Source organism: Bacteroides sp. BFG-637 (assembly GCF_024793605.1).
GTDB lineage: Bacteria > Bacteroidota > Bacteroidia > Bacteroidales > Bacteroidaceae > Bacteroides > Bacteroides vicugnae.
Genome location: NZ_JANUPD010000002.1, coordinates 3,110,970 through 3,131,679, shown reverse-complemented (window position 1 = coordinate 3,131,679; position 20,710 = coordinate 3,110,970). Strand labels below are relative to the sequence as shown.

The following is a 20,710-nucleotide window of genomic DNA, read 5'->3' as shown; positions in this document are numbered from 1 at the left end:
ATTGAAATATACTATTTATTTTCAACGGGAAAGAATCGCCTTATTTCCCAAAGAACCATACTGATTCACGGCACAAACTTGCAATATCATCACCGGATATTCAGGAAGAGTCAGATACATTCCACGTGTCATACCTACTACCCTGTCTCCACTGAAAACAATATACCCCGTCGCATCCTTCACACTTTTCCACTCCAGTCTCCGGCCTTTTCTTTTAAGCCCCTTCGGAGCAGGAAGTTTTTCCATCATCACGCGGGGATTCCACTGATCTGTTCCGGGAATTATATTCTCATAAGTATAAGTAGCAGCCTCTTCTGCCGTAATCACCGCACGACTGGTTCCTTTCGGAGCATTCTCACCACGTCCCTCATATTCCGTCTTACGCTGATCCAGTTGCAGGACATTACCCGCGGCATCCCGACTGTCATATTCGGCAAACAAAGCAGGGATCGCACCCATATTTGCCCAACCTTCAGGAGAAATAGGAATGTTCATAGTAGTGTGAATATAAACCGTCTTTGGCGAATTATGCCACGGACGTCCCAGTTTCACCCCCCACTTCTTTACATTAGCCGCCGCTTCGTTACCATCTATCGTACAGTCTCTGAAAACATACCCCCATTTCGCATCCTTATGACAAGGAGCTACAATAATAGCACCGCTACGAGTATTATAGAAAGTACAATTTTCCGCCAGTACATTTCCTCCGCCATAGAAATAATCTACCGCTCCTTCAATCCAACAATCTTTGACGTAATGTCGTGCAGTATCATTGCCTGAAGTCATCCATGTATCCTGAAAAGAACGGAAGTTACAATTATTAAATGCGATACGATCCGCCTGACTGCTCATTGCCAAAGCTTGCGGCCCTTTCTGGCTATCCACTCCCCAGTCGTTAACATAAGAGATGTTTTCCGAATAGAAATCAGGCGCTTCAATCTTCACTACACTGCCATCGTATTTATAGACATCCGATTCCGGATTATGAACAGAATGTCTCCAATAGTCCGTATCTGTCGAAGTAGCCTCTGGTTTGCCACCCACATTCAGACTGTGGTGAATGATGGTTTTATCTTTGTCCTGTCCTATCAAATGGATGAATGTTTTTGTCTTTGGTATAAATAGGTACTCTCGATAAGACCCATTCTTCACAAATATACACCAAGGCGTCTTTGAATTTTCGGGTGCGGCATCAATAGCCTCTTGCACCGTTCTGTAATCACCACTGCCATCTCTTGCCACTACAGCCTGAAAAGGAGAATTACTTTCACCGGAATGATTCCTATCTATATGCCCCCTCCCATCAGCACCCCAGACTGGGGAACACAAGGAGAACAGCAAGATGACTCCCTGTAAAATGCATTGTATCTTCTTCATACTTCAATTGTGTAAATTTTATATAGAGGAAAAAAACAGCCCCCGGTTTCTTTTCCCAAGGGCCATTTGTTTTCAGAAAAACGATTACCTGTTCATAACCAATATGGTCCCGACAATGATCCGGTTATGGAATCCAACGAGTATCACCGGAACGATTAGTGACAATCGGAGAATTCGAATCCTTGATTGTCAGATCGCCCTTTTCCGGGTCAACAAACAGTTCGGCAGCAGTCATATCCAAATCGGTTGCATTGATCTTACTACCACCCAACGCATAATCTTTCGTTGTATAATTGTTAGAGAAGCTAGTGGTAGTATTGGCACCGATTGAATAAATTTCACCACACGGTGAAGCCAAGACTACTCCTTCCAACACCAATTCCGAACCAACAGCAGACTGTATATTAATCATACGCTGATTGCGACAGAAGCTGTAGAAGGTTACATTTTTATATTCCAGATGAATAGGTTTGTCCAGATTGGGCGCATAGAAGATATTCCCCCAGCCCCATCCGTCTGTGCTGTTGTTATCTCTACTAAATGTGCAGTTCCTGAAAATAACTCTTTCCAGATGATCATAAGAGTTACCTTCCTTATCGGTCGATCCAAGATGGAACGTACCGTATGCACCTGTCTGCCAACCGCATTGTTCAAACTTGCAGCCTTCCATCTCGAAGTTCATCAGATGTTTATTGTTAGCTCCCTGATGACGCCAGAATCCACGTCCGAATCCATAGAAGTCGCAATTAACGAAACTAATATTCTCCAGCGTGTATGCATTACCACTATTAAAGAAATAACTGTTCAATATCTCCTGCCGGAATTCAACATTTACAAACTCTATACCGGAAATATAAGATCCGGCAACCACATTCCATGAAGATTCCATAGTGACAATAGGCTTAATGCCTTCCGTGCTACCGACCAGACGGAAACCTTTCTTTATTGCAAATGGACTCAAACGATAAGAAGAGCCAGCCGGCAAGAAATATTCGGTACCCTCCGGAATCTCCGCATTATCATTATTATCAGTCAGAAGTTTCGTCAAATCATCATCCCAACCTACCGTAATAGATTCGGCAGCCGGTCCCGCTGTACGGAAAGTAGCCTGATTATAAGGTTTGTCATATTTCCTCGGCTTACTTGTATCGTAAATATTAACCGCATACAGTGTATTCTTATCCAGACCGGTCACTTCGGCACGTCCTTGTGCTTTTTCCTCTTCAGTCAGATAACGGGATACATTCGCTAAAGTTTTGTCCATCATCGGCATCACGCTGATACTGTCCACCGGATTCTGTACATCTACTTTCCAACGAATGATAGCAGAGTTTTCTGTTATCTCTGTTTTTGATACGTCTTCCAATAACTTCGCATATTCCGGTCTAGCCTCTGTAGAAGCATTCGTATAAGTCCATTGAGAATTATTGACTGCATTTGCCGCATTCGAACGCACACGAATATAGAACGTTGTTCCATAAGGGATATCGTCCAGAAAGACAAATGGTTCAGTTGTATCTACCGACATAAACAAACTTTTGTAATACGTATCCTGATGCAACTCTACCGTATAGGATGATGCATCATTTACTTTATACCACACCAAAGTAATAGAATTACTCTTCACCTCCGGTTTCTCCAATACGAATCTGGGCTGAAACAGATCGTCTATTTTGTTATATTGGTCGTCTTGGCAACTTGTGAAAAGCGCTCCCCACAACAAAGCAGGCAATAAGACTGTTGTCAATCTATATAGTAACTTCATCATAACATTCATTTTTACTGGTTAATATCCATAATAGTTTTGAATAGCCCCTCTATGGTCTGTAATTACTTGTGAAGGATAAGGACACAAATATCTCAACGGATCAGAAGGTTTCACACTCTTGTCGTTATTCAGATTGATAAATCCTCTGAAACTCCAGGAAATCTCTTTCAAGGTCTCAAATTGCTGCGTTTCCGAGTTCAGGACTCTCCATCCAATAGCGTATGCCAACGTTTGATAACCGGCAGGTTTACCCGTTCCGAATTCTTCTTTCTCAATGCCGACTATATCCAGAATGGTTCTGTCCGGATGTTCCGGATCAGGGACTGACTTATAATAAATATTTTCAGGTACTTTCTCAATACCCGGTATATAGGTACCATTGGCAACCAACCCCCAATTAATCATTTCAAAATAGAGATTATAGATCACCTCACTGTACTTATTCCAACGGGCCAAGTCATATTTACGGATACTTTCACCCCCAAATTCCCATTTTCGTTCGTCCATGATTGCTTTGAAGAAATCGTCTTCACTATTCAGGCTTTCTACGTAAGATTCTACTTTCGAAGCCCACAAAGAAGAATCAAACGCACGCCGCCTTACCCTCTTCATCGCTTCCTTTGCATCATCACGCGGTCCGAACCGCTCGTTCACCGCTTCAGCATACATCAACAACACATCTGCAAACCTCATGCGTATGCTATTGATACCCGTTCCCGCACCACTGGAAGAGCCTAACGGAGACTTCATTTTAAGTTTCGACCATTTACCTACTCCCATGCCGGCGATTCCCATATCCATCTCCTGATTCAGGTTCTTATCGTATTTGTAAGGAGCACACGTAACGTCACGACGCAAATCATCCCCATCAAATGTAAACATATACGTACCACAATAATGCAGATAATTGCTGGCACTTCCGTACTCGTGCTTGTCACCGGCAATCGTTACACCTACATTATACCCGTAACGGCTGGTCACACTTTTCAGCATAGGGATAGCAAAAATCACATCGTCATTATTCGCCGTCGTCCAATTGCATTCATTGTACCAAAGTTCTTCGTAACTCTGTTTCAAATCATGCTTGTTTTCCTTGATTACTTTACCCAGATAGGTGATAGCGATATCATAATAATGCTCGAAATTGTCACCACGTTCCATATATCCCACGTTGTCCGGATTCTCTTTATCGGGACGTAAAGACCATCCTCCACGATACAAAGCCAGTTGTCCGATAAGTGCCTGGCAATATTCGCGGGAAGCACGCTCTACCCCGTAATCCAGATCGGCGGCATATTTCATCATCGGCTCTACATCAATCAACTCGTCAATCAGGTATTCCAGTATCTTGTTCCGTTCCGTCACACCGACTGAAAAGAAATCATCTGTGGATTTCGAAGGTTCGGTCACAAAGACGACATCTCCCCATGTACGAATCAAATCCAGATAAAGCATCGCACGAAGTGTTTTCACCTCTCCGTACATCTGTTGAATTTCAGTCGGTCCCTCCTCTTTTATCTGTAAGGAGAACAAAGAGGAATTTTCCATTTCATGCAGGAAGTCGTTCGCATAATTGATCACGGAATACATATTGTTCCATGTACTATTCAACGTATTCCAATAGGGTTTGGAATCGAAACAACCGATATCCGCACCGGTGGCGGCTACGGTATTATTCTTAAAGGAAGACATTTCTACATCCGTATTCGTATTCAGGCTGTTGGCAAGCGTACTGCCATACATACCGTCTTCTGTCATTGCAGAATACATTTTAGTCATCAAGGCTTTGGCTTCCTCTTCTGAAGTAAAAACGTATCCGGGGGTAAATCCTGAAGGAGGCTCCACATCCAGAAAGTCATTACAAGATGTGAAAGAGAGCATCGCGCAGGCTATGGTTGAATATAATAACTTCTTATTCATTGTTCTTTCATTTTAGTTAGTTTATTAAAAGGTCAATTGCACACCGAACGTGTATGTGCGGCTTCTCGGATATCTGTTATTATCGATATTCGGCGTTAATCCGGTAGCAATATCTACCTCCGGATCATAACCGCTATATCCGGTAATCGTAAAGAGGTTGTAACCTGACGCATAGAAACGTACTCTGCTCAAACCCACTTTATTGGTCCATACACGTGGCAGTGTATAGCCGATAGTAGCCGTATTGAGACGCAGGAAAGAACCGTCTTCCACTGCATATGACATTGCAATGGGACGTCCGATAGAAGTCGGATTCCACATCGTCGCATTCTTATTAAACTCTGCAAGAATTTCCGGACTGTAACGAATTTCATTACCCATATCGTCAAAATTACGCCAACGCTTCGCAGCAGAAATATCCATGCTGAAATTGTTGTAATTATTGCTTGCCCATGTAGTCATCATTACTTTATTGGCATTGAACACATCGAAATCATACATGAAATTAAAGAACGCACTTACATCAAAACCTTTAAAAGTTGCATTTAATCCAAATCCTCCCGAAAACTTCGGAGTAGTATTACCGATCACAGTACGGTCGTCATCCGTCAACGTATACGGGTTGGCACTATTTTCATCCACCGGAGTGAGTTTTTTAAATTTGGCATTACCCGGACGCGGGTCACCGGACAACGGGCTGGAGTTTACGACTCCGTCTTTCAATGTCCATGTTCTGGATTTTGAATCAAATGGTTTGAAATCGTCCACTGTATAGAAACCGTCATTCACAAATCCATAGATCAAACCGGTAGTACCTCCTACGTAGGCACGATAATCATCTGAATTCAAGAGTTGAGAGCCTGCCCAGCCAGAAGAAAGCACCATTTCCTTTTCACCACTAGCCAGCTTGTCGATCTTGTTTTTATTACGACCGATATTAAACGTCGCGTTCAATGTAAAGTCCGGACGGTCGATGATATAACCGGTCAGAGACAATTCCACCCCTCGGTTCGAAGTCTGTCCCACATTCTCCATAAGATGTGTGTAGCCTGTATAGCCGGGAATAGTAGAAGAAAGCAGTAAGTCTTTCACCGTGTTCCAATAGAATTCCAATGATCCGCTTAACCGTTCTCTGAAAAAGCCGAAGTCAACGGCAAGGTTACGGGTAATGGTAGTCTCCCATTTTACATGGGGATTATATAGTTCTTTCGTGTTATAAAATTGATAATAGTACCGGCTCGTTTCTCCCCAACCCGCAGGCCGGCTGCTGCTGATACCATACAATTTCTGATAAATATCGGAAGAGATACGGTCATTTCCAGAAGCACCATAACTTACTCTCAATTTAAGATTCGACACCACTTCACTCTCTTTCAAAAAGTCCTCATTAGACATACGCCATGCAACAGCCGCTGCCGGGAAAAATCCCCAACGATTGCCTGAAGCAAACTTCGATGAACCATCGGCACGCAAGGTCACAGTAGCGAGATATTTATCCTTATATCCATAGTAAGCACGACCGAAAAAAGAAGAAATGCGTGTGGGCGAACCGGCAGAAGACTTATTTTCGTAAGGAGTACCCAAAGACAGGTTATCAAATGCCTTTTCCGCAGTTGTATTCACCGGAAAATAGCGGGTAGTATAGGTCTTACGGCTGGATTGGGAACTCTTCATTTCTTGTCCGACCATCAATTGAATATCATGCGCGTCATCCAACATAAAGTTATAGTTAAACACATTGGACAATTGCCATTTGGAACCTTGAGACATACTCCACTCAGCCATTGGCTGGTTATTATTATTCTTGGCGTTAGGTGTATCAGTGCCCCAAAAACTTCGAGACTCCTCTGTATTATTTTCAAAGCCGAATTCCGTACGGAAAGTCATGCCTTTCATTATATTCCAAGTCAGAGCACCTATCGTATTGAGAGACTTATTAATTCTTTTCTTATAATTCTTTTCAGATTCTTCTTTCGGGTTAAAGCGGGTTTTCTCATCCAATAAATCAGGATCATAATAAGTATCATCTTCCGGCAACTTCATATATTCATCCAATCCTTCAGTGGGTGCCTGACGGAGTGCATCCAAAAGACTCACCCCATCCGTACCGGAACCGTCCACTTCTTTATGCAACAAACGGGTGCGATACTCAAAAGTCAGGAATTTAAAGAGCTGGGTATTCAGACTCACATTCAGGTTGTTCTGTTTCAACCCGTTCCCCATCATTACACTAGGACGGTCCTGATGGATAAATGCCACTTTATACTTCGTTTTCTCTGTACCACCATTGATACTAAGGTCTACATATTTAGATACCGGATTTGTTCCAAAAATTTCATCCTGCCAGTCCGTTCCTTTATCTCCCTGATAAATATAGAATTCATATGCTTGTCCATACTTATTAAAGAAATCGTCGGGTATGGAATTCTTTTGACGGGCATTCTCATATTGCATCAAAACATATTCGTAGGGATCCATCACGTCCAGCTTGTTTGACAATGTGCTTGTTTGCAAGTAAGTATTTAAATTGATAGATACGCGTCCCTCCTTAGCTTGTTTAGTAGTCACCAGAATAACACCATTGGCACCGCGAGCACCATAAACTGCTGTAGAAGCAGCATCTTTCAAGACATCGATCGACTCTACATCTGTCGGCGGAATATCATTTAAACTTCCCACTTCAAATCCGTCTACCAAGATCAGCGGACTGTTGTCCTGCGTGATCGAACCTCCACCACGCACCAATATTTTAATTTCCGCATCCGGTGATCCATCCACTGCCGTCACCTGCACACCCGGCATTTTACCGACAATAGCCTCTGCAACGGAAGCAGTCGGTACTTTTTCGAGAACCTTGCCTGATACGCTCGATACCGAACCAGTCAGATTCCCTCTTTTCTGCGTACCATAACCAATAACTACCACATCATCCAATTGTCCGACAGCTTCCGTCATCTGAATATGAATGCCGGAAGTACGTCCTTTCAACGGTTCTTTCACTTCATTCATTCCGACATAACGGATAATCAACACAGCTTTATTCACATCAGGAACATTGATCAGCTTAAAGTTTCCATCCATATCGGTAGTAGCACCTATTTTTGTGCCTTGCACCATTACTGCGGCACCAATTACCGGTCCGTAGTTATCTGTCACCGTACCGGTCACGGTCTGTGCAAAACCACTGACCGCCACCAATAATAGGGTGAATATACTTATAATTAGTTTATTCATTATACTAAAGTTTTTTGTTACAAAATATACGGTTTACTATTTCTTCTCGATAACCTGACCACCCAGATTCTGATTGTAAACAATATGCTGAACCAGGTTATGAAAATAAACTTCGAGATTGGAATAACGCCCGTTGGAATCTACTGAAGTACTTATCTGTGCAGCATCAGCCGGATTATTCGGATCAAGTCCGTAAGCTTCTTCCCAAATATCAGGAATTCCATCGCCATCCGTATCGGACCAGGCTTTCAACGATTTAACTTCAGGATATCCCTCTGTATCTCCCACCGTATCAATAATTCCAGGGCGCGGTTTTTCATCCTTCGAACCAGTCCATGTAGATGTACCTCCTCTGACCTCTTTCACGATACGTTGATCAATGATATCTCTGCGCAATGAGGCACCGGCATATTGCAATACCTTTTCATAGGCTTGCTCGGGTGTATGGCTCGTCACCTTACTAAATGGCTGCGGTTCCGCCATTCTCATTGCACGCATTTCTTCTTCTGTAGGATGCAAATCGCGCCAAAATTGGCTCCAGATTCCATTCGTCCAGTTATCTGCCGTAACTTCTGCACTGGCAGTCACATAGTTGCCCTCGATATATGCTCTGGCGGTAGGATCACTTGACAAGACTCTCCACGACATACTTCCTGTTCCAGTAGCCGGTCCTGCTTTATAATAGCAGTTGACAATATTGAACGTTCCATATTTTCCGCCATAGCAACCAAATCCGGCTTCACTCCAGTTATAATAGACATTGTTTCGTACATCAAAATATCCGATATGGTCACCGGCTCCTTGGGTTCCGGGTTCCGGCATATCAGAAATTCGGGGAGCACGGCTACTATGATGTGCCATCAGAATATGATGGTAAGAAGCATTATCACCACTAAACATCGCTCCATACCCATGAGCTCCTTTGGCATGATTGGAATTATTCAAGCTCTCTGTTGACATACACCACTGCGCAGTAAAATTCTGACAACCATAGAAAGACAGAGTTTCATCAACTCCCCAACTGGCAGTAACATGATCGACAATCGCATTCGTGAAATATCTTCCTCCAATAGCATCTTCGGCATAATCCTCGTATTTGTCACCGGGACGGCAACGTAAGAAACGAATAATTGCATTCATTTCTTTGCTGTCTGCCGACAGATTAAAAGAGAAATTATAGTTCTTCAACGTGATACCATCGCCCGGAGCTGTCTGTCCCAAGATACTTACATTGGGATGATCTACTAAAAACAATCCACGCTTCAGTTCTATGATACCCGAAACATCAAAGATGATATTCCGAGGCTGGTCGGACTTCTCGATTCCATAACGCAGACTTCCTTTGATGGGAGTTTCATTTTTGCCATAATCTTCCAGATTAGTGACCCGATAGATTTCACCGCCACGGCCTCCGGTTGTAAAACGTCCACCTCCCTCCGCACCGGGGAAAGCCAAAAGTTGTCCGGCCGATGGGTCGTCACCAATACTCGTATCAGGTTTACCATACTGAAATATCTCTATCTTCTGTTCCAACACGCTGTTCTTTATGGTCACAGAAGAAGTGCGTGGAAAACGATCTGTATTATCTTGTATTTTCAGTACGATTGCATCTTCTGTCGAAGCTTCCTTATCCAAAGTAATCCAGGGTTCGGTTGAAGTCATCGTATATTCTATTGCATATTCTTGAGTGACGGGAATAGTTAGTGCCTTACACTTATAAGGAATAATATATTCATCCTGCTCTACTTCCAGAGTCGTTTTGACTCCTTCCTGAACAATCTCCACAGTCTTACTCATGATGTAATCACCCACTGTCTTAAATACGATATTCCCTCTTCTCTCCGCTGCCACGTTCAATGCAATAGCAAAGTGAACATTATCCGTCACAAAACTACGGCTCTCCTGTGCAGACTGATCGACTTCCTTGATCCAGTCGGTTTGATCGTCAATCTCTATTTTCCATGCCACATTGGATACAACCTGACAAATCAGAGTAGTTCCTAAAAATGGAATCACTTCTTTTGAATAATCCAGCAAAATATCCGGATCAGTACCCAGTTGTTCTACAGAGATTTCCTGTTCAATCGTCGTATTAACATTCGTCAAAGTAACCTTAATCTTACTTTCACGCTTCGCGTCATCTGTGTTTTCAGTGAAGAATAAACGAAGATCGCCGTTTCCATTTCCACTTTCTTTCGAAAGAGTCAGCCAGCTACCATTACTTTCTGTGACTTTAGCTGTCCAATCGCCGGTTGCAGTCACATTGATAGTAAAAGAACCTCCTACATTGGTGAGTTTCACCTCATTCTTTGATACTTCCAAGTTATTAGCTAATGCTGCTTCGTTCTTTTCGTCATCCGAACTACAAGCCCCAAGCAATCCTGCCAATAATATGATTAGAAATGATCTCATATCCTATATAATTTATTCGTTTATACTTTAACTATTTTCTAATCCAATGCGGATCACCGATTCCTTTGGTATATACTTCCGAACTCTTGTCCTTAATAGTCAGATCCCTTCCCTCAACATCCGTAAAGAGTGCACTCATTGAAGTTGTTTCAGCCGGAAGCTCATTATCGTTTACTCCCCAAGTATTCATGACGAAACCTTGCGTATGATAATTGTCTGCAAATGTTCTGCCTGTTACATTTCTCAAATTAAACCAAGTACCACTGCCTTCTCCGGATATGCCACTGAACAGATTATTCTTAACTGTCAATGTGAAACTGCTGGTATTCTTCGGCGACAAATCAAAGAATGTCATACCTACAGGTGCCATTCCGATGAATGTACAATTCTCTATGGTTATACTCAAATCACCGGTCATGGAACTCAAGCCTGTTATCAATGCTTTCGTCAGATCATTTGCATGGAATGTGGAATTTCTGAATACAAAATTGTAGATAGGAGCATCCTGTTTAGTAGACAACCCGAACAATCCGCTTTTAGCTGAATTTAAGCCAAAGAAACGGCAATCTTCAATAATAAGGTTATCAACAGTTTGCGCCTGTTTAGCGTTTACTTCCTGATACCACATCGTACGTCCCAAATCATTAATATCACATCCTTTCAGCGAAATCTCTTTCACATGGAAATGTTGATTCTTCAACTTGAAGAAATCCGAGTCTGTCGTTTTTATACTCAGGTTTTCAAAATGAACAGCATCAATCTTGTTATCACCGGTAGATATGCTCATATTACCCATTTCCATATAGGCCAGTTTTTGTCCATTTGTCGGTTTCTGCCCTACAATATAGAGACTCTTTCCGAAATCAGTCTGTCTTCCCAACTTATACTCTCCCCCTGCTTTCAAGAACAGCTTCACTTCAGTTACAGTCACATCCGCCATCAACGCTTTGCATATCTGTTCCAGATTCTCTTCCGGATTCACATATCTATATCCATCCGGTATTCTCATCGGAGCTTCCGGATTTATTTCTTCTTCATCCCATCCTTCCGACGCTATCGTCACTTTATAATCCTGAATCATCGGTTCGTCGGCGTTATTAAGAGCAAAAGCCACCTGTGTAGTGTCATCGGGCAATATAGGGAATGTACCATCAATAGTTTTCGACTGCACCACATTATTATGCTGATCCAAATAATCAATGCGAATACCTATCTCTTTTCCTATCGTCCGCGTCTCAAACAACACCATATCATCTGTATAATTCACACCACCACTGCTGGTAGCTTTATCGCGGATTATTTCTATCGGTGTTTCTATGAATCTGGCATCCGACACTTTATAACCGGAAATCGGACATGAAAGCACAGCGCGTACCGTAGAATATCTCTTATCCGCTTTTTTATCCGTAGCTTTCAGACGGATCACTCCTGTCCGGTTATACATACGAATACTCAACGGATCATTGAACGGAGAACTGTATTCCACAGGTGCTGAAATAGCATACTTCGTTTTTGCCGCCAGATCTTGCCGAATAATAATATCATTCAAATTACTCGGACAAGGAATCGAATCTGTCTGTGTTGTTGACAGAATCCTATATTTTCCATTAGGTAACTGGAAACGATAATGTGAGGTATAATTAGCAAAATACTCTCCGTTATCTTTATATATAAAAAAGAGGTTTGGTTGATAATCCCGTATTCACTGCCCACGGTTCATCATCCAAGAATAATTCGATTTGATTTACTACTGAAGTCGAATACTTATCATCATCAGAGCAAGCATACGTACCCAGTAGAAGTGCCAATCCCACTAAAGAATAAATTATATTTTTTCTCATAAGACTCCTGTTTTAAAATTCAGATTCTTCTATTGTAAATGGTTGGGGTAACATATCAGTTTTACTCATGACCAGACTACGAGTCCACGAATTTTGTAAATACGCTTCCTCTAATATAGGCATATAGACTATAGAATGTTTGGACGGTTCAAAGGCAATGCCTGTATCAAGCGGACTATTTGTGCGGTTTACTTCTTCTCCGCCTTTCAAATATACCACATCTACCGACGTTCTTAAGTCTGCATTGATTGTTGGAAATGAATAAACAGATGCACTAAAGCCTGCAGCCCGATCCACACTAATCGTTATATCCTGTTGAACACATGCTCCGGTTTTTACTTTATAGGCAACACCTACATTCGTAAAAGTGACATTCAACTGGTCAAACCGAGTAATAGCATTGAGTTCATCTGCAGTTTCTCTAGGTTGGAATGTAGCTTGTCCAACCAAACGTTTCAGTTCCAGACTTAGATTACTGACAGAATAGTCTGAAGTCAGATCTACAACATTGGAAATATACACCTGTTTTTGTGCATAGATATCTTGATACACTACCACTTTAGAGAGGCTGTCTACATCGGTCAGATGATCCGCATTCGCTACAGCGAAAGTTTGCAGATTTTCTCCGAGAGGAAGATCTATTTGCAAATTCCCATCGTTTAAAGGTAGATTCTTTCCGTATACCATAGAATCTTTCAGATACGCATAAATGCCAATCTCCGTTATGCCTTGTTCGGTAAAGGTTTCAAGACTTGCCCGGCTAAAACTAACGCTTACAGGATGCGTTTCGGGCTCTTGAGGTAACTCGCCAGATTCCCATCCCTCCTCTATCTGCTGTGAGCAAGAGAAGAAAGTGAGAAATAGTAAAATTGAAAATTTCGTTAGATGTCTCATAAATATTAGTTTATACAGTTTTAAAATACAACAACCATTATAGTGTTCTTTTCCCCCAAGGGACAGGGGGGCTTTTTAAGGAGAATTCATACTCCGGAATAATAGATTCATGTTTCTCATTTGTTTAGATTTTCATTATACATTAAGATGTTTTTCGCTAAAGTGAATTCTTTGTTCTTTCACCAGTGCAAATTTGAAGATTAAACAAGAGAAGATAGAGTAAGATTTAGTAGAAAAGGAGGAAAAAACGGACTGGGGCAAAAAGTGCCCCTCAAGTATAGCTATGCACAAAAAAGATATGCCCTTCAAGTGTTATCATAAAACACCTGAAAGGCATATCATCTAAATTCACCGCATTGAACGGAGAATTACTGATTACCTATTTGTTCTGTGCATCGACTATATTTTGCACCAAACTATTCAAATATACCTCAAGATTCGTATATTGTCCATTCGGATCTTTCGTTTTTGTATTTCCATCTGCGGGATTATTCGGATCAAGTCCGTTTTTTATTTCCCACTCATCAGGTATGCCATCACCGTCTGAATCCACCGGTACCGAAAGACCTGCTATTGACAATTCCGGCCAGGGAGAATCACCTATATCTTCGGGGCTATTGATAAATCCGGGTTTATTTCCTTCTCCTGTGAAAGTTGCCGTTCCTTTCCGGGTGTCAGAGATGATACGTTTGTCTACTTCATCACGATAATTACAACAACCCGCATAGTTCATTACCTGTTCATAAGCCTTGTCAGCCGAATAGGTAGTGATTACTCCAAAATCAAGAGGTTCTTTCAGACGGATAGATTCTTTGGCTTCTTCTGTCCAGAGGAAGTCTACTTTTTCATCATTCTTCAACTGGGCATAGACCCCATCCGTCCAGTTATCGGCAGTCACTCTGTTGTTACCTTCTATCTTATTTCCATCAATATAGAAAGTTCCCCATTTCTGCAGGTAAGGTTGAAAAGCTAAGTTCTTTTTGGGTTCTCCATCAACGTAAACATAAGCTTGCGGATAAACTCCGACTTTGGCGATACGATATTGCACCTGTTTGGAGGCCTGTTTGGTTGCCGGTCCCGGTTTATAATAGTTATTGACGATATTGACATGCTGATCTTCTCCGCCATAGCAACCGTTTCCAGCCCAGTTGTAGAAAACATTATTCCGAATATCAACACATTCGCCAAGAGCTAATGTAGAAGGACGAGGGCCCAGACGCGGCACGCGACTTTCACAGTGAGCGATCAAGTTATGATGATAGGAAGCTTTATGGCCTCCCCAATTACCGCCATATCCGTGTGCCCCTTTTACATGAGTCGCTTTTCTTAATGCTTCAGAGCCAATACACCATTGTACCGTGGAGTTTTCCATACCATAAACGGAAAGACATTCATCCACACTCCAACTAACGGAGCAATGGTCTACCATAATATCTTTTTTATCACAGCCGCCCAATCCATCGGGTTCTTTTCCACTGGCTTCTCCGGGGCGGAAACGAAGAAAACGGATAATTACATTATTAGAATTAATAGAAAAGCCATAATCAGCCAGACAGATTCCTCCGGGAGAAGTCTGTCCTGCAATGGTGAGATGATCTTTCCCTGTTCGTAACTCCGATTTCAGATGAATCGTGCCAGCCACATCAAAAACAATCGTTTTAGGTCCATTTTGTTTCAAAGCCCATCGTAAAGTCCCTTGCGAACCATCGTCTTCCAAAGAAGTCACATGATACACTTTACCACCACGGCCGCCCGTCGTGTATCTACCGTGTCCTTCAGCTCCGGGAAAAGAGATCACTCGACCTTCCCGGACGCCTGTCTCCTGTTTTTCGGGTATGTCATAGGAAAAAGACATCGTTCCTCCCACGACCATTGCCAGCAGACAGACATTAACTAATATTCTTCTCATTTCCTTATTCACATTATTAGATGATGGAAACAAAAGTAGTGGAAGCTTTTCATTCTGACATTCATTTTTTGACCGATATGGGGGAAAAATCAGTTTTTATGATAAGATTGAACCAATTTTAGATCCCCAGCCGCTCTTTTAATAACCGGTAACCGGAAAGACTCACTTTTAGTTTCACGCCAGTTTTCAATAACAACTGATAAGTTTCTTTTCCAAAAAGCTCCACCCGCGAAATTTGTGTTACGTTGACAATCGTAGAACGATGTACACGCACAAATGTATCAGGAGACAGATGGGTCTCAAAATACTTCATTGTTTGTTCTTTCAGATATTCTCCGGTAGGAGTTATCAGCATCACATAATCTCCACACGCTTGTATGTAGATCAGTTCATCTGCCTTTACCAGATGAATTCGGGAACCGTCTTTCACTGTAATGCGATTTATTAATTCTGTCTGTGGTTTTCCTTGTTGTTCGGTCACAGTTAGCTGATGTGCAGCCAATTCTTTATCCAGTTCCTGATTCTGTACTTCTTCCTTAGTTACGATCAGGCGATACCATAAAGTAATGGCAATCAAGGTTGGTAGTCCGAATAATAACCGGAAAGGTATGGTCTGCACAAAAGGAATATAGGATACGCCTACAATCCTCACCATGATATCACAGATCATAAAACTACCCGCCAGCCATAACAGGCTTCCAACGATTATCATGATTATATCCGTCTGGAACAACGAAACAAGACCGACCACAAACCAGGCTAAATAGGCTATGGCTGCCAGCCAACCAATTGTTGCGACTCCATCTACCAGAGCAGGAAGATAGTCGGTTCCGGTATATCCACAAACTAAAGCCACCTGTGTTGCAACCAGAATCAACGCCAGCACCAGCATCGGAACCCAGCGGAATGGATAATCTATTATCGGATGTGCTTTCATACGCTAGTCTTTAACTTCCAAGCCTCCGAAAGAAAGCGTTCCACGAATGACCAATATGCTCTCCTTGTTTACATTCCCATTTTGCCAGCGTTTGTCATCACATCCTCCAAAAAAAGCATTGCATTTGAACACGACTGTCCAATCCGACGGGACATAAATTTCGACTCCCCCCAACTGCAATCCAAATCAATATAGGTTTCTCCCGGTGCAATATGGGTATGGCGAAGATCAATAGTTGTCCCCCCGAAAGAGGTACGAATGATGGCTCCTTTAAACAACTCATCAAGTACTACGTGGCGTGCAGCTCCCCAGACATTCTCCGAACGCAAAAAACCATCTACTGATTCCGACTGTTGTTGTTCACTCTCAAAGTTCATGCCGGGTCTACCCTGATGCATCTTCATCCATTGCCGACGATGTTCCATTGTATGCTGACGAGCCCATTGCGCCCTCTTATTTCTGCCGGGTTTGAAGATAAATAAAACGCCTGCTATTATCAGGGCGAGGGGCCACACCATTGCCTGTGAATTCTCCGGCAACCAGGAAAGTCCTCCTGTCAAAAAATAGGCACCCGCCAGAAAAAGGATGATTCCACCGATGAAATGGCGGCGAATCATAGCATATATACCTAATAATATAAGGAGTGAATGCCAGGATACGATTATATCAAATACTTCTGATGTAATCCATCCCATATTACGGGCAAACAGTAGAATCCCGGAAAGGATAAAAAGTGAAGCTATCAGTATTTTACCGGAAAAGCCTGTAGCACGGGGAAAATTTTGTTTCTCTTCCATTGTCTCTATTATTAATTGATTAATGGTTCAAAGATACATCATTTCCCTATGCTTCCACAGGCTTTTCTGTTGATTTACGGTATAAATTCCGATGAATGCCGGATAAAAACCGGTGAAAAAATCAATTTAGAAATCCCTGATTCGTATATTTGCCGGTCTTTAGAACACAAATAACACCCTTCAAAGCTAATAACTACACCTCGCAACAAACTAAAAAACAAAAAATACGAGGTGAAAAACAAATATTGCACATCACTATATCTTCATTCTCATACTTTTGTAGCGATGAATGAACTCTCATCGGGATTTTTATGAAATATCAAACAACAACCATTAATAAACATGCAAAGAATGTCTAACAAAGTGAAAAACATGCGCTCTTTATTGCTAATACTATTTTCAGCAATATCGCTTAGCGTATCTGCGCAAACGATTACCGTAAAAGGTAACGTGAAAGACACCAGCGGAGAGCCTGTTATTGGAGCCTCTGTTGTAGAAAAAGGTAATACTACCAATGGTACGATTACAGATTTAGATGGTAATTTTTCTATTAAAGTTGATGGCAAAAAAACATTGGTTATTTCATACATAGGTATGAAAACTCAAGAAGTAGCCGTTCAAGGTAGAAAAACAATTAATGTACAAATGGTCGACGATTCGAAAGCTTTGGACGAAGTCGTAGTAATTGGTTACGGTACAGTCAATAAAAGAGATTTAACCGGTTCTGTAGCCTCTGTTAGTGCCAAAGACTTAGCTGCTATACCAGTAGCAAGTGCATCTGAAGCCCTTACCGGTAAACTTGCCGGAGTTAGTGTTACTACTACTGAAGGTTCTCCCGATGCAGATATAAAGATCCGTGTTCGCGGTGGTGGTTCATTATCACAGGATAACTCACCTTTATATATTGTAGACGGTTTCCCTGTTTCAAGCATTAGTGATATCGCCCCCTCGGAAATTCAAAGCATCGACGTATTGAAAGATGCTTCTTCCACAGCCATTTATGGTGCCCGTGGTGCAAATGGTGTAATCATCATTACTACTAAGAGCGGAAAAGAAGGTAAAACGCAAGTAGACTTCGGTGCTTCTTTCGGTTTTAAACAGGTAACCAAACTGACTGAAGTCTTGAGTCCTTACGATTTCGTTGCTTATCAGCGTGAAATCGGTTCTCTGGATTATGGTAACTTTGCCGATATGGATATCTGGCGTTCTATTAATGGTACCGATTACCAAGACGAGATGTTCGGACGTACTGGAAACCAGCAACAATATAACATTAATGTAAGTGGCGGAACCAAGCAAATGACTTATAGTGTCAGCTATGCCCATAATGAAGAAAAAAGTATCATGCTTAATTCCGGCTTCAAAAAAGACAATGTAAATGCAAAAATTAAATCAGAACTGAATAAATGGATGACACTGGACTTTAATGCCCGGTTAAGTTACTCTACCATTGACGGTTTAGGTGGTGGTGCTGATACCAATGAATCCAATGCTGCCAATTCAACTGTGGCTAATGCTACCGTATTCCGTCCGGTTGATTCACTTAAATACAGTGATGACGACGAAGAAAACAGTTCGGCACAACAGAAATCTCCATTGGAACGTCTGCTTGCAACAGATAAAACCCGCAATACTTTCAACCAGAACTACAATGTAGGTTTAAACTGGAAACCATTCAAGAACTGGACATTCCGTTCCGAATTCGGATATGGATGGAAGTTTGACGATACAGAACAGTATTGGGGAGTAGATGCAGTATCTAATTCTAAATATGGATATAACGGTCAGCCACAAGCCTACCTGTTGAGAGAAAAGACGATGAGCTGGCGTAATGCCAACACATTGACCTATGATAACAAAAAACTGTTCAAAGGTCGTGATAAACTCAATGTATTGATCGGACATGAAGTAAGCAGCAGCCAAAGGAAATCAATAGGAAAATGTATCTGTAGCTTTCCCTGTTACTATGAATTTCGATGATATGAAAGCAAATATGGGTTCGGGTAAAGCTTTAGCCAACCAATCTACCATTGCTGCAAAAGAAAACATATTATCATTCTTTGGTCGTGTGAACTATACCATGATGGATAAATACTTGCTTGCTGTTACAGTACGTGCAGACGGTTCGAGCAAGTTCGGCTCCGGAAATCGTTGGGGTGTTTTCCCGTCAGCAGCTTTGGCATGGCGTATCTCTGACGAGGCTTTCATGAGTAACACTCAAGACTGGCTGTCAGCTTTGAAACTACGTTTAAGCTTCGGTACTGCCGGTAACAACCGTATCAATTCCGGTTTGCTTTCCACCACTTACTCTTTGGGAGGTAATGATGCACGCAATCCTTTCTTCAACGGAGAAAGCACTACCATGTTGGAACATGGAACGAACTTATACAACCCCGATTTGAAGTGGGAAACAACAGTAACCCGTAACATCGGTATTGACTATGGATTCTGGAACAATCGTATCTCCGGTGCTATCGACTTTTACTGGAATACAACCAGAGACTTATTGATGCGTACTGAAATTCCTTCTCTCTCCGGATATAACTATCAGTACAAGAACTTCGGACAGACATCCAATAAAGGTGTAGAATTGTCTGTTAGTGCTGTTTTATTTGATAAAAAGAATTTCTCTTTGAACTTCAATGCCAACATTGCTTACAACCGCAACCGCATTGATAAACTGAATACAGACTCTCCCTGGCAAAGTAGTAACTGGTCAGGTAGTACAATGGCCAAATACGAAGACTTCCGCGTAGAGAAAGGCGGACGTTTGGGTGAAGTTTGGGGATATAAGACAAACGGTTATTATACCGTATATGATCCTGTCACCAACCCTACCGGCGAACTGGTTTGGGCAGGTAGCGAATGGGGATTAAAAGACGGAATGCAAGATAACAGTCCTACTATCACCGGTGGTAAATACTATCCGGGTGGTTTGAAACTGGAATGTGATAAAGATGGTAACCCTCTCAAACAACGTTTGGGTAACACTATCGCTCCTACAACCGGTGGTTTTGGATTCGATGGTCGCGTAGGTAATTTCGACTTCAATGTATTCTTCAACTACTCTCTCGGAAATGTAATTGTCAATGGAACAAAACTGGCAGCTTCTTTCCGTTCAGGTTCAAGAACCGGTTATAACTTAAACAATGATTTCAGACTGTCTAACCGTTACACATGGATTGATCCGGAAACTGGTTTGAACCTGTCGTCCAGTTCTACAGATGTCCTCAATACCTATGGAGACATGACAACAGCAGGATTACGTCTGAATGAAATAAACGCTAACGCCAATATGTACAATCCGGCCAGCGCTACTACCATGCAGCTGACTGATTATGCAGTAGAAAAAGTCTCATTCCTGCGTTTGAATAACATTACTATCGGATACTCTCTTCCAAAAACAATTGTAAGGAGAGCGTTTATGCAGAATGTGAGAATCTATCTGACAGGATATAACCTGTTCTGTTGGACTAACTACAGCGGAGCAGACCCTGAAGTCGATACAAGCAGTAAGAAAAATGCGATGACTCCGGGTATAGATTACGCCGCTTATCCTAAGAGCCGCACATTTGTGGGTGGTATTAACGTTACATTCTAATTAAAACATTAAACAGATTG

General features: G+C 42.0%; 10 protein-coding genes and 2 pseudogenes. 1 reads left to right on the top strand and 11 read right to left on the bottom strand.

What is annotated here, in order from left to right; genetic code table 11:
• Positions 1-21: 21 nt before the first annotated feature.
• From NXX38_RS12075 to NXX38_RS12025, 11 genes and pseudogenes are all read right to left on the bottom strand, one after another.
• On the bottom strand, positions 22-1,377 hold the full coding sequence (locus tag NXX38_RS12075) for a pectinesterase family protein (RefSeq protein ID WP_258979586.1): 1,356 nt from the start codon (positions 1,375-1,377) through the stop codon (positions 22-24).
• Between the two features lie 124 nt (positions 1,378-1,501).
• Positions 1,502-3,145, bottom strand: coding sequence for a DUF5123 domain-containing protein (locus NXX38_RS12070; RefSeq protein ID WP_004309424.1), 1,644 nt, complete (start codon positions 3,143-3,145; stop codon positions 1,502-1,504).
• Positions 3,146-3,163: 18 nt separating this feature from the next.
• Complete coding sequence (locus tag NXX38_RS12065; protein ID WP_258979585.1) at positions 3,164-5,065, bottom strand: RagB/SusD family nutrient uptake outer membrane protein; 1,902 nt, start codon at positions 5,063-5,065, stop codon at positions 3,164-3,166.
• Between the two features lie 24 nt (positions 5,066-5,089).
• Positions 5,090-8,299, bottom strand: a complete 3,210-nt coding sequence (locus tag NXX38_RS12060) for a TonB-dependent receptor (protein WP_258979582.1) — start codon at positions 8,297-8,299, stop codon at positions 5,090-5,092.
• Between the two features lie 36 nt (positions 8,300-8,335).
• Entirely contained in the window at positions 8,336-10,711 is a 2,376-nt protein-coding gene (locus tag NXX38_RS12055; RefSeq protein WP_258979581.1) for a BACON domain-containing protein, read from the bottom strand.
• Between the two features lie 31 nt (positions 10,712-10,742).
• Positions 10,743-12,260: a DUF5123 domain-containing protein gene (locus NXX38_RS12050; protein WP_258979580.1), complete on the bottom strand. Its 1,518-nt coding sequence runs from the start codon at positions 12,258-12,260 to the stop codon at positions 10,743-10,745.
• A gap of 115 nt (positions 12,261-12,375) precedes the next feature.
• Entirely contained in the window at positions 12,376-12,552 is a 177-nt protein-coding gene (locus tag NXX38_RS12045) for a hypothetical protein (protein ID WP_258979579.1), read from the bottom strand.
• A 12-nt stretch (positions 12,553-12,564) separates the two neighbouring features.
• Complete coding sequence (locus NXX38_RS12040; protein ID WP_074636970.1) at positions 12,565-13,446, bottom strand: hypothetical protein; 882 nt, start codon at positions 13,444-13,446, stop codon at positions 12,565-12,567.
• 379 nt (positions 13,447-13,825) lie between these two features.
• Entirely contained in the window at positions 13,826-15,355 is a 1,530-nt protein-coding gene (locus tag NXX38_RS12035; RefSeq protein ID WP_195648532.1) for a pectate lyase, read from the bottom strand.
• A gap of 118 nt (positions 15,356-15,473) precedes the next feature.
• Positions 15,474-16,292, bottom strand: coding sequence for a LytTR family DNA-binding domain-containing protein (locus tag NXX38_RS12030; RefSeq protein WP_258979574.1), 819 nt, complete (start codon positions 16,290-16,292; stop codon positions 15,474-15,476).
• Positions 16,293-16,295: 3 nt separating this feature from the next.
• A pseudogene (locus NXX38_RS12025) lies at positions 16,296-17,089 on the bottom strand (LiaF transmembrane domain-containing protein).
• 342 nt (positions 17,090-17,431) lie between these two features.
• Here NXX38_RS12025 and NXX38_RS12020 point away from each other — a divergent pair.
• Positions 17,432-20,690 (top strand): annotated as a pseudogene (locus tag NXX38_RS12020) (SusC/RagA family TonB-linked outer membrane protein).
• Positions 20,691-20,710 lie beyond the last annotated feature (20 nt).

Coding starts and splice junctions, on each gene's coding strand:
- NXX38_RS12075 (WP_258979586.1), bottom strand. CDS start 1,377: ATGAAGAAGATACAATGCATTTTACAGGGAGTCATCTTGCTGTTCTCC.
- NXX38_RS12070 (WP_004309424.1), bottom strand. CDS start 3,145: ATGATGAAGTTACTATATAGATTGACAACAGTCTTATTGCCTGCTTTG.
- NXX38_RS12065 (WP_258979585.1), bottom strand. CDS start 5,065: ATGAATAAGAAGTTATTATATTCAACCATAGCCTGCGCGATGCTCTCT.
- NXX38_RS12060 (WP_258979582.1), bottom strand. CDS start 8,299: ATGAATAAACTAATTATAAGTATATTCACCCTATTATTGGTGGCGGTC.
- NXX38_RS12055 (WP_258979581.1), bottom strand. CDS start 10,711: ATGAGATCATTTCTAATCATATTATTGGCAGGATTGCTTGGGGCTTGT.
- NXX38_RS12045 (WP_258979579.1), bottom strand. CDS start 12,552: ATGAGAAAAAATATAATTTATTCTTTAGTGGGATTGGCACTTCTACTG.
- NXX38_RS12040 (WP_074636970.1), bottom strand. CDS start 13,446: ATGAGACATCTAACGAAATTTTCAATTTTACTATTTCTCACTTTCTTC.
- NXX38_RS12035 (WP_195648532.1), bottom strand. CDS start 15,355: ATGAGAAGAATATTAGTTAATGTCTGTCTGCTGGCAATGGTCGTGGGA.
- NXX38_RS12030 (WP_258979574.1), bottom strand. CDS start 16,292: ATGAAAGCACATCCGATAATAGATTATCCATTCCGCTGGGTTCCGATG.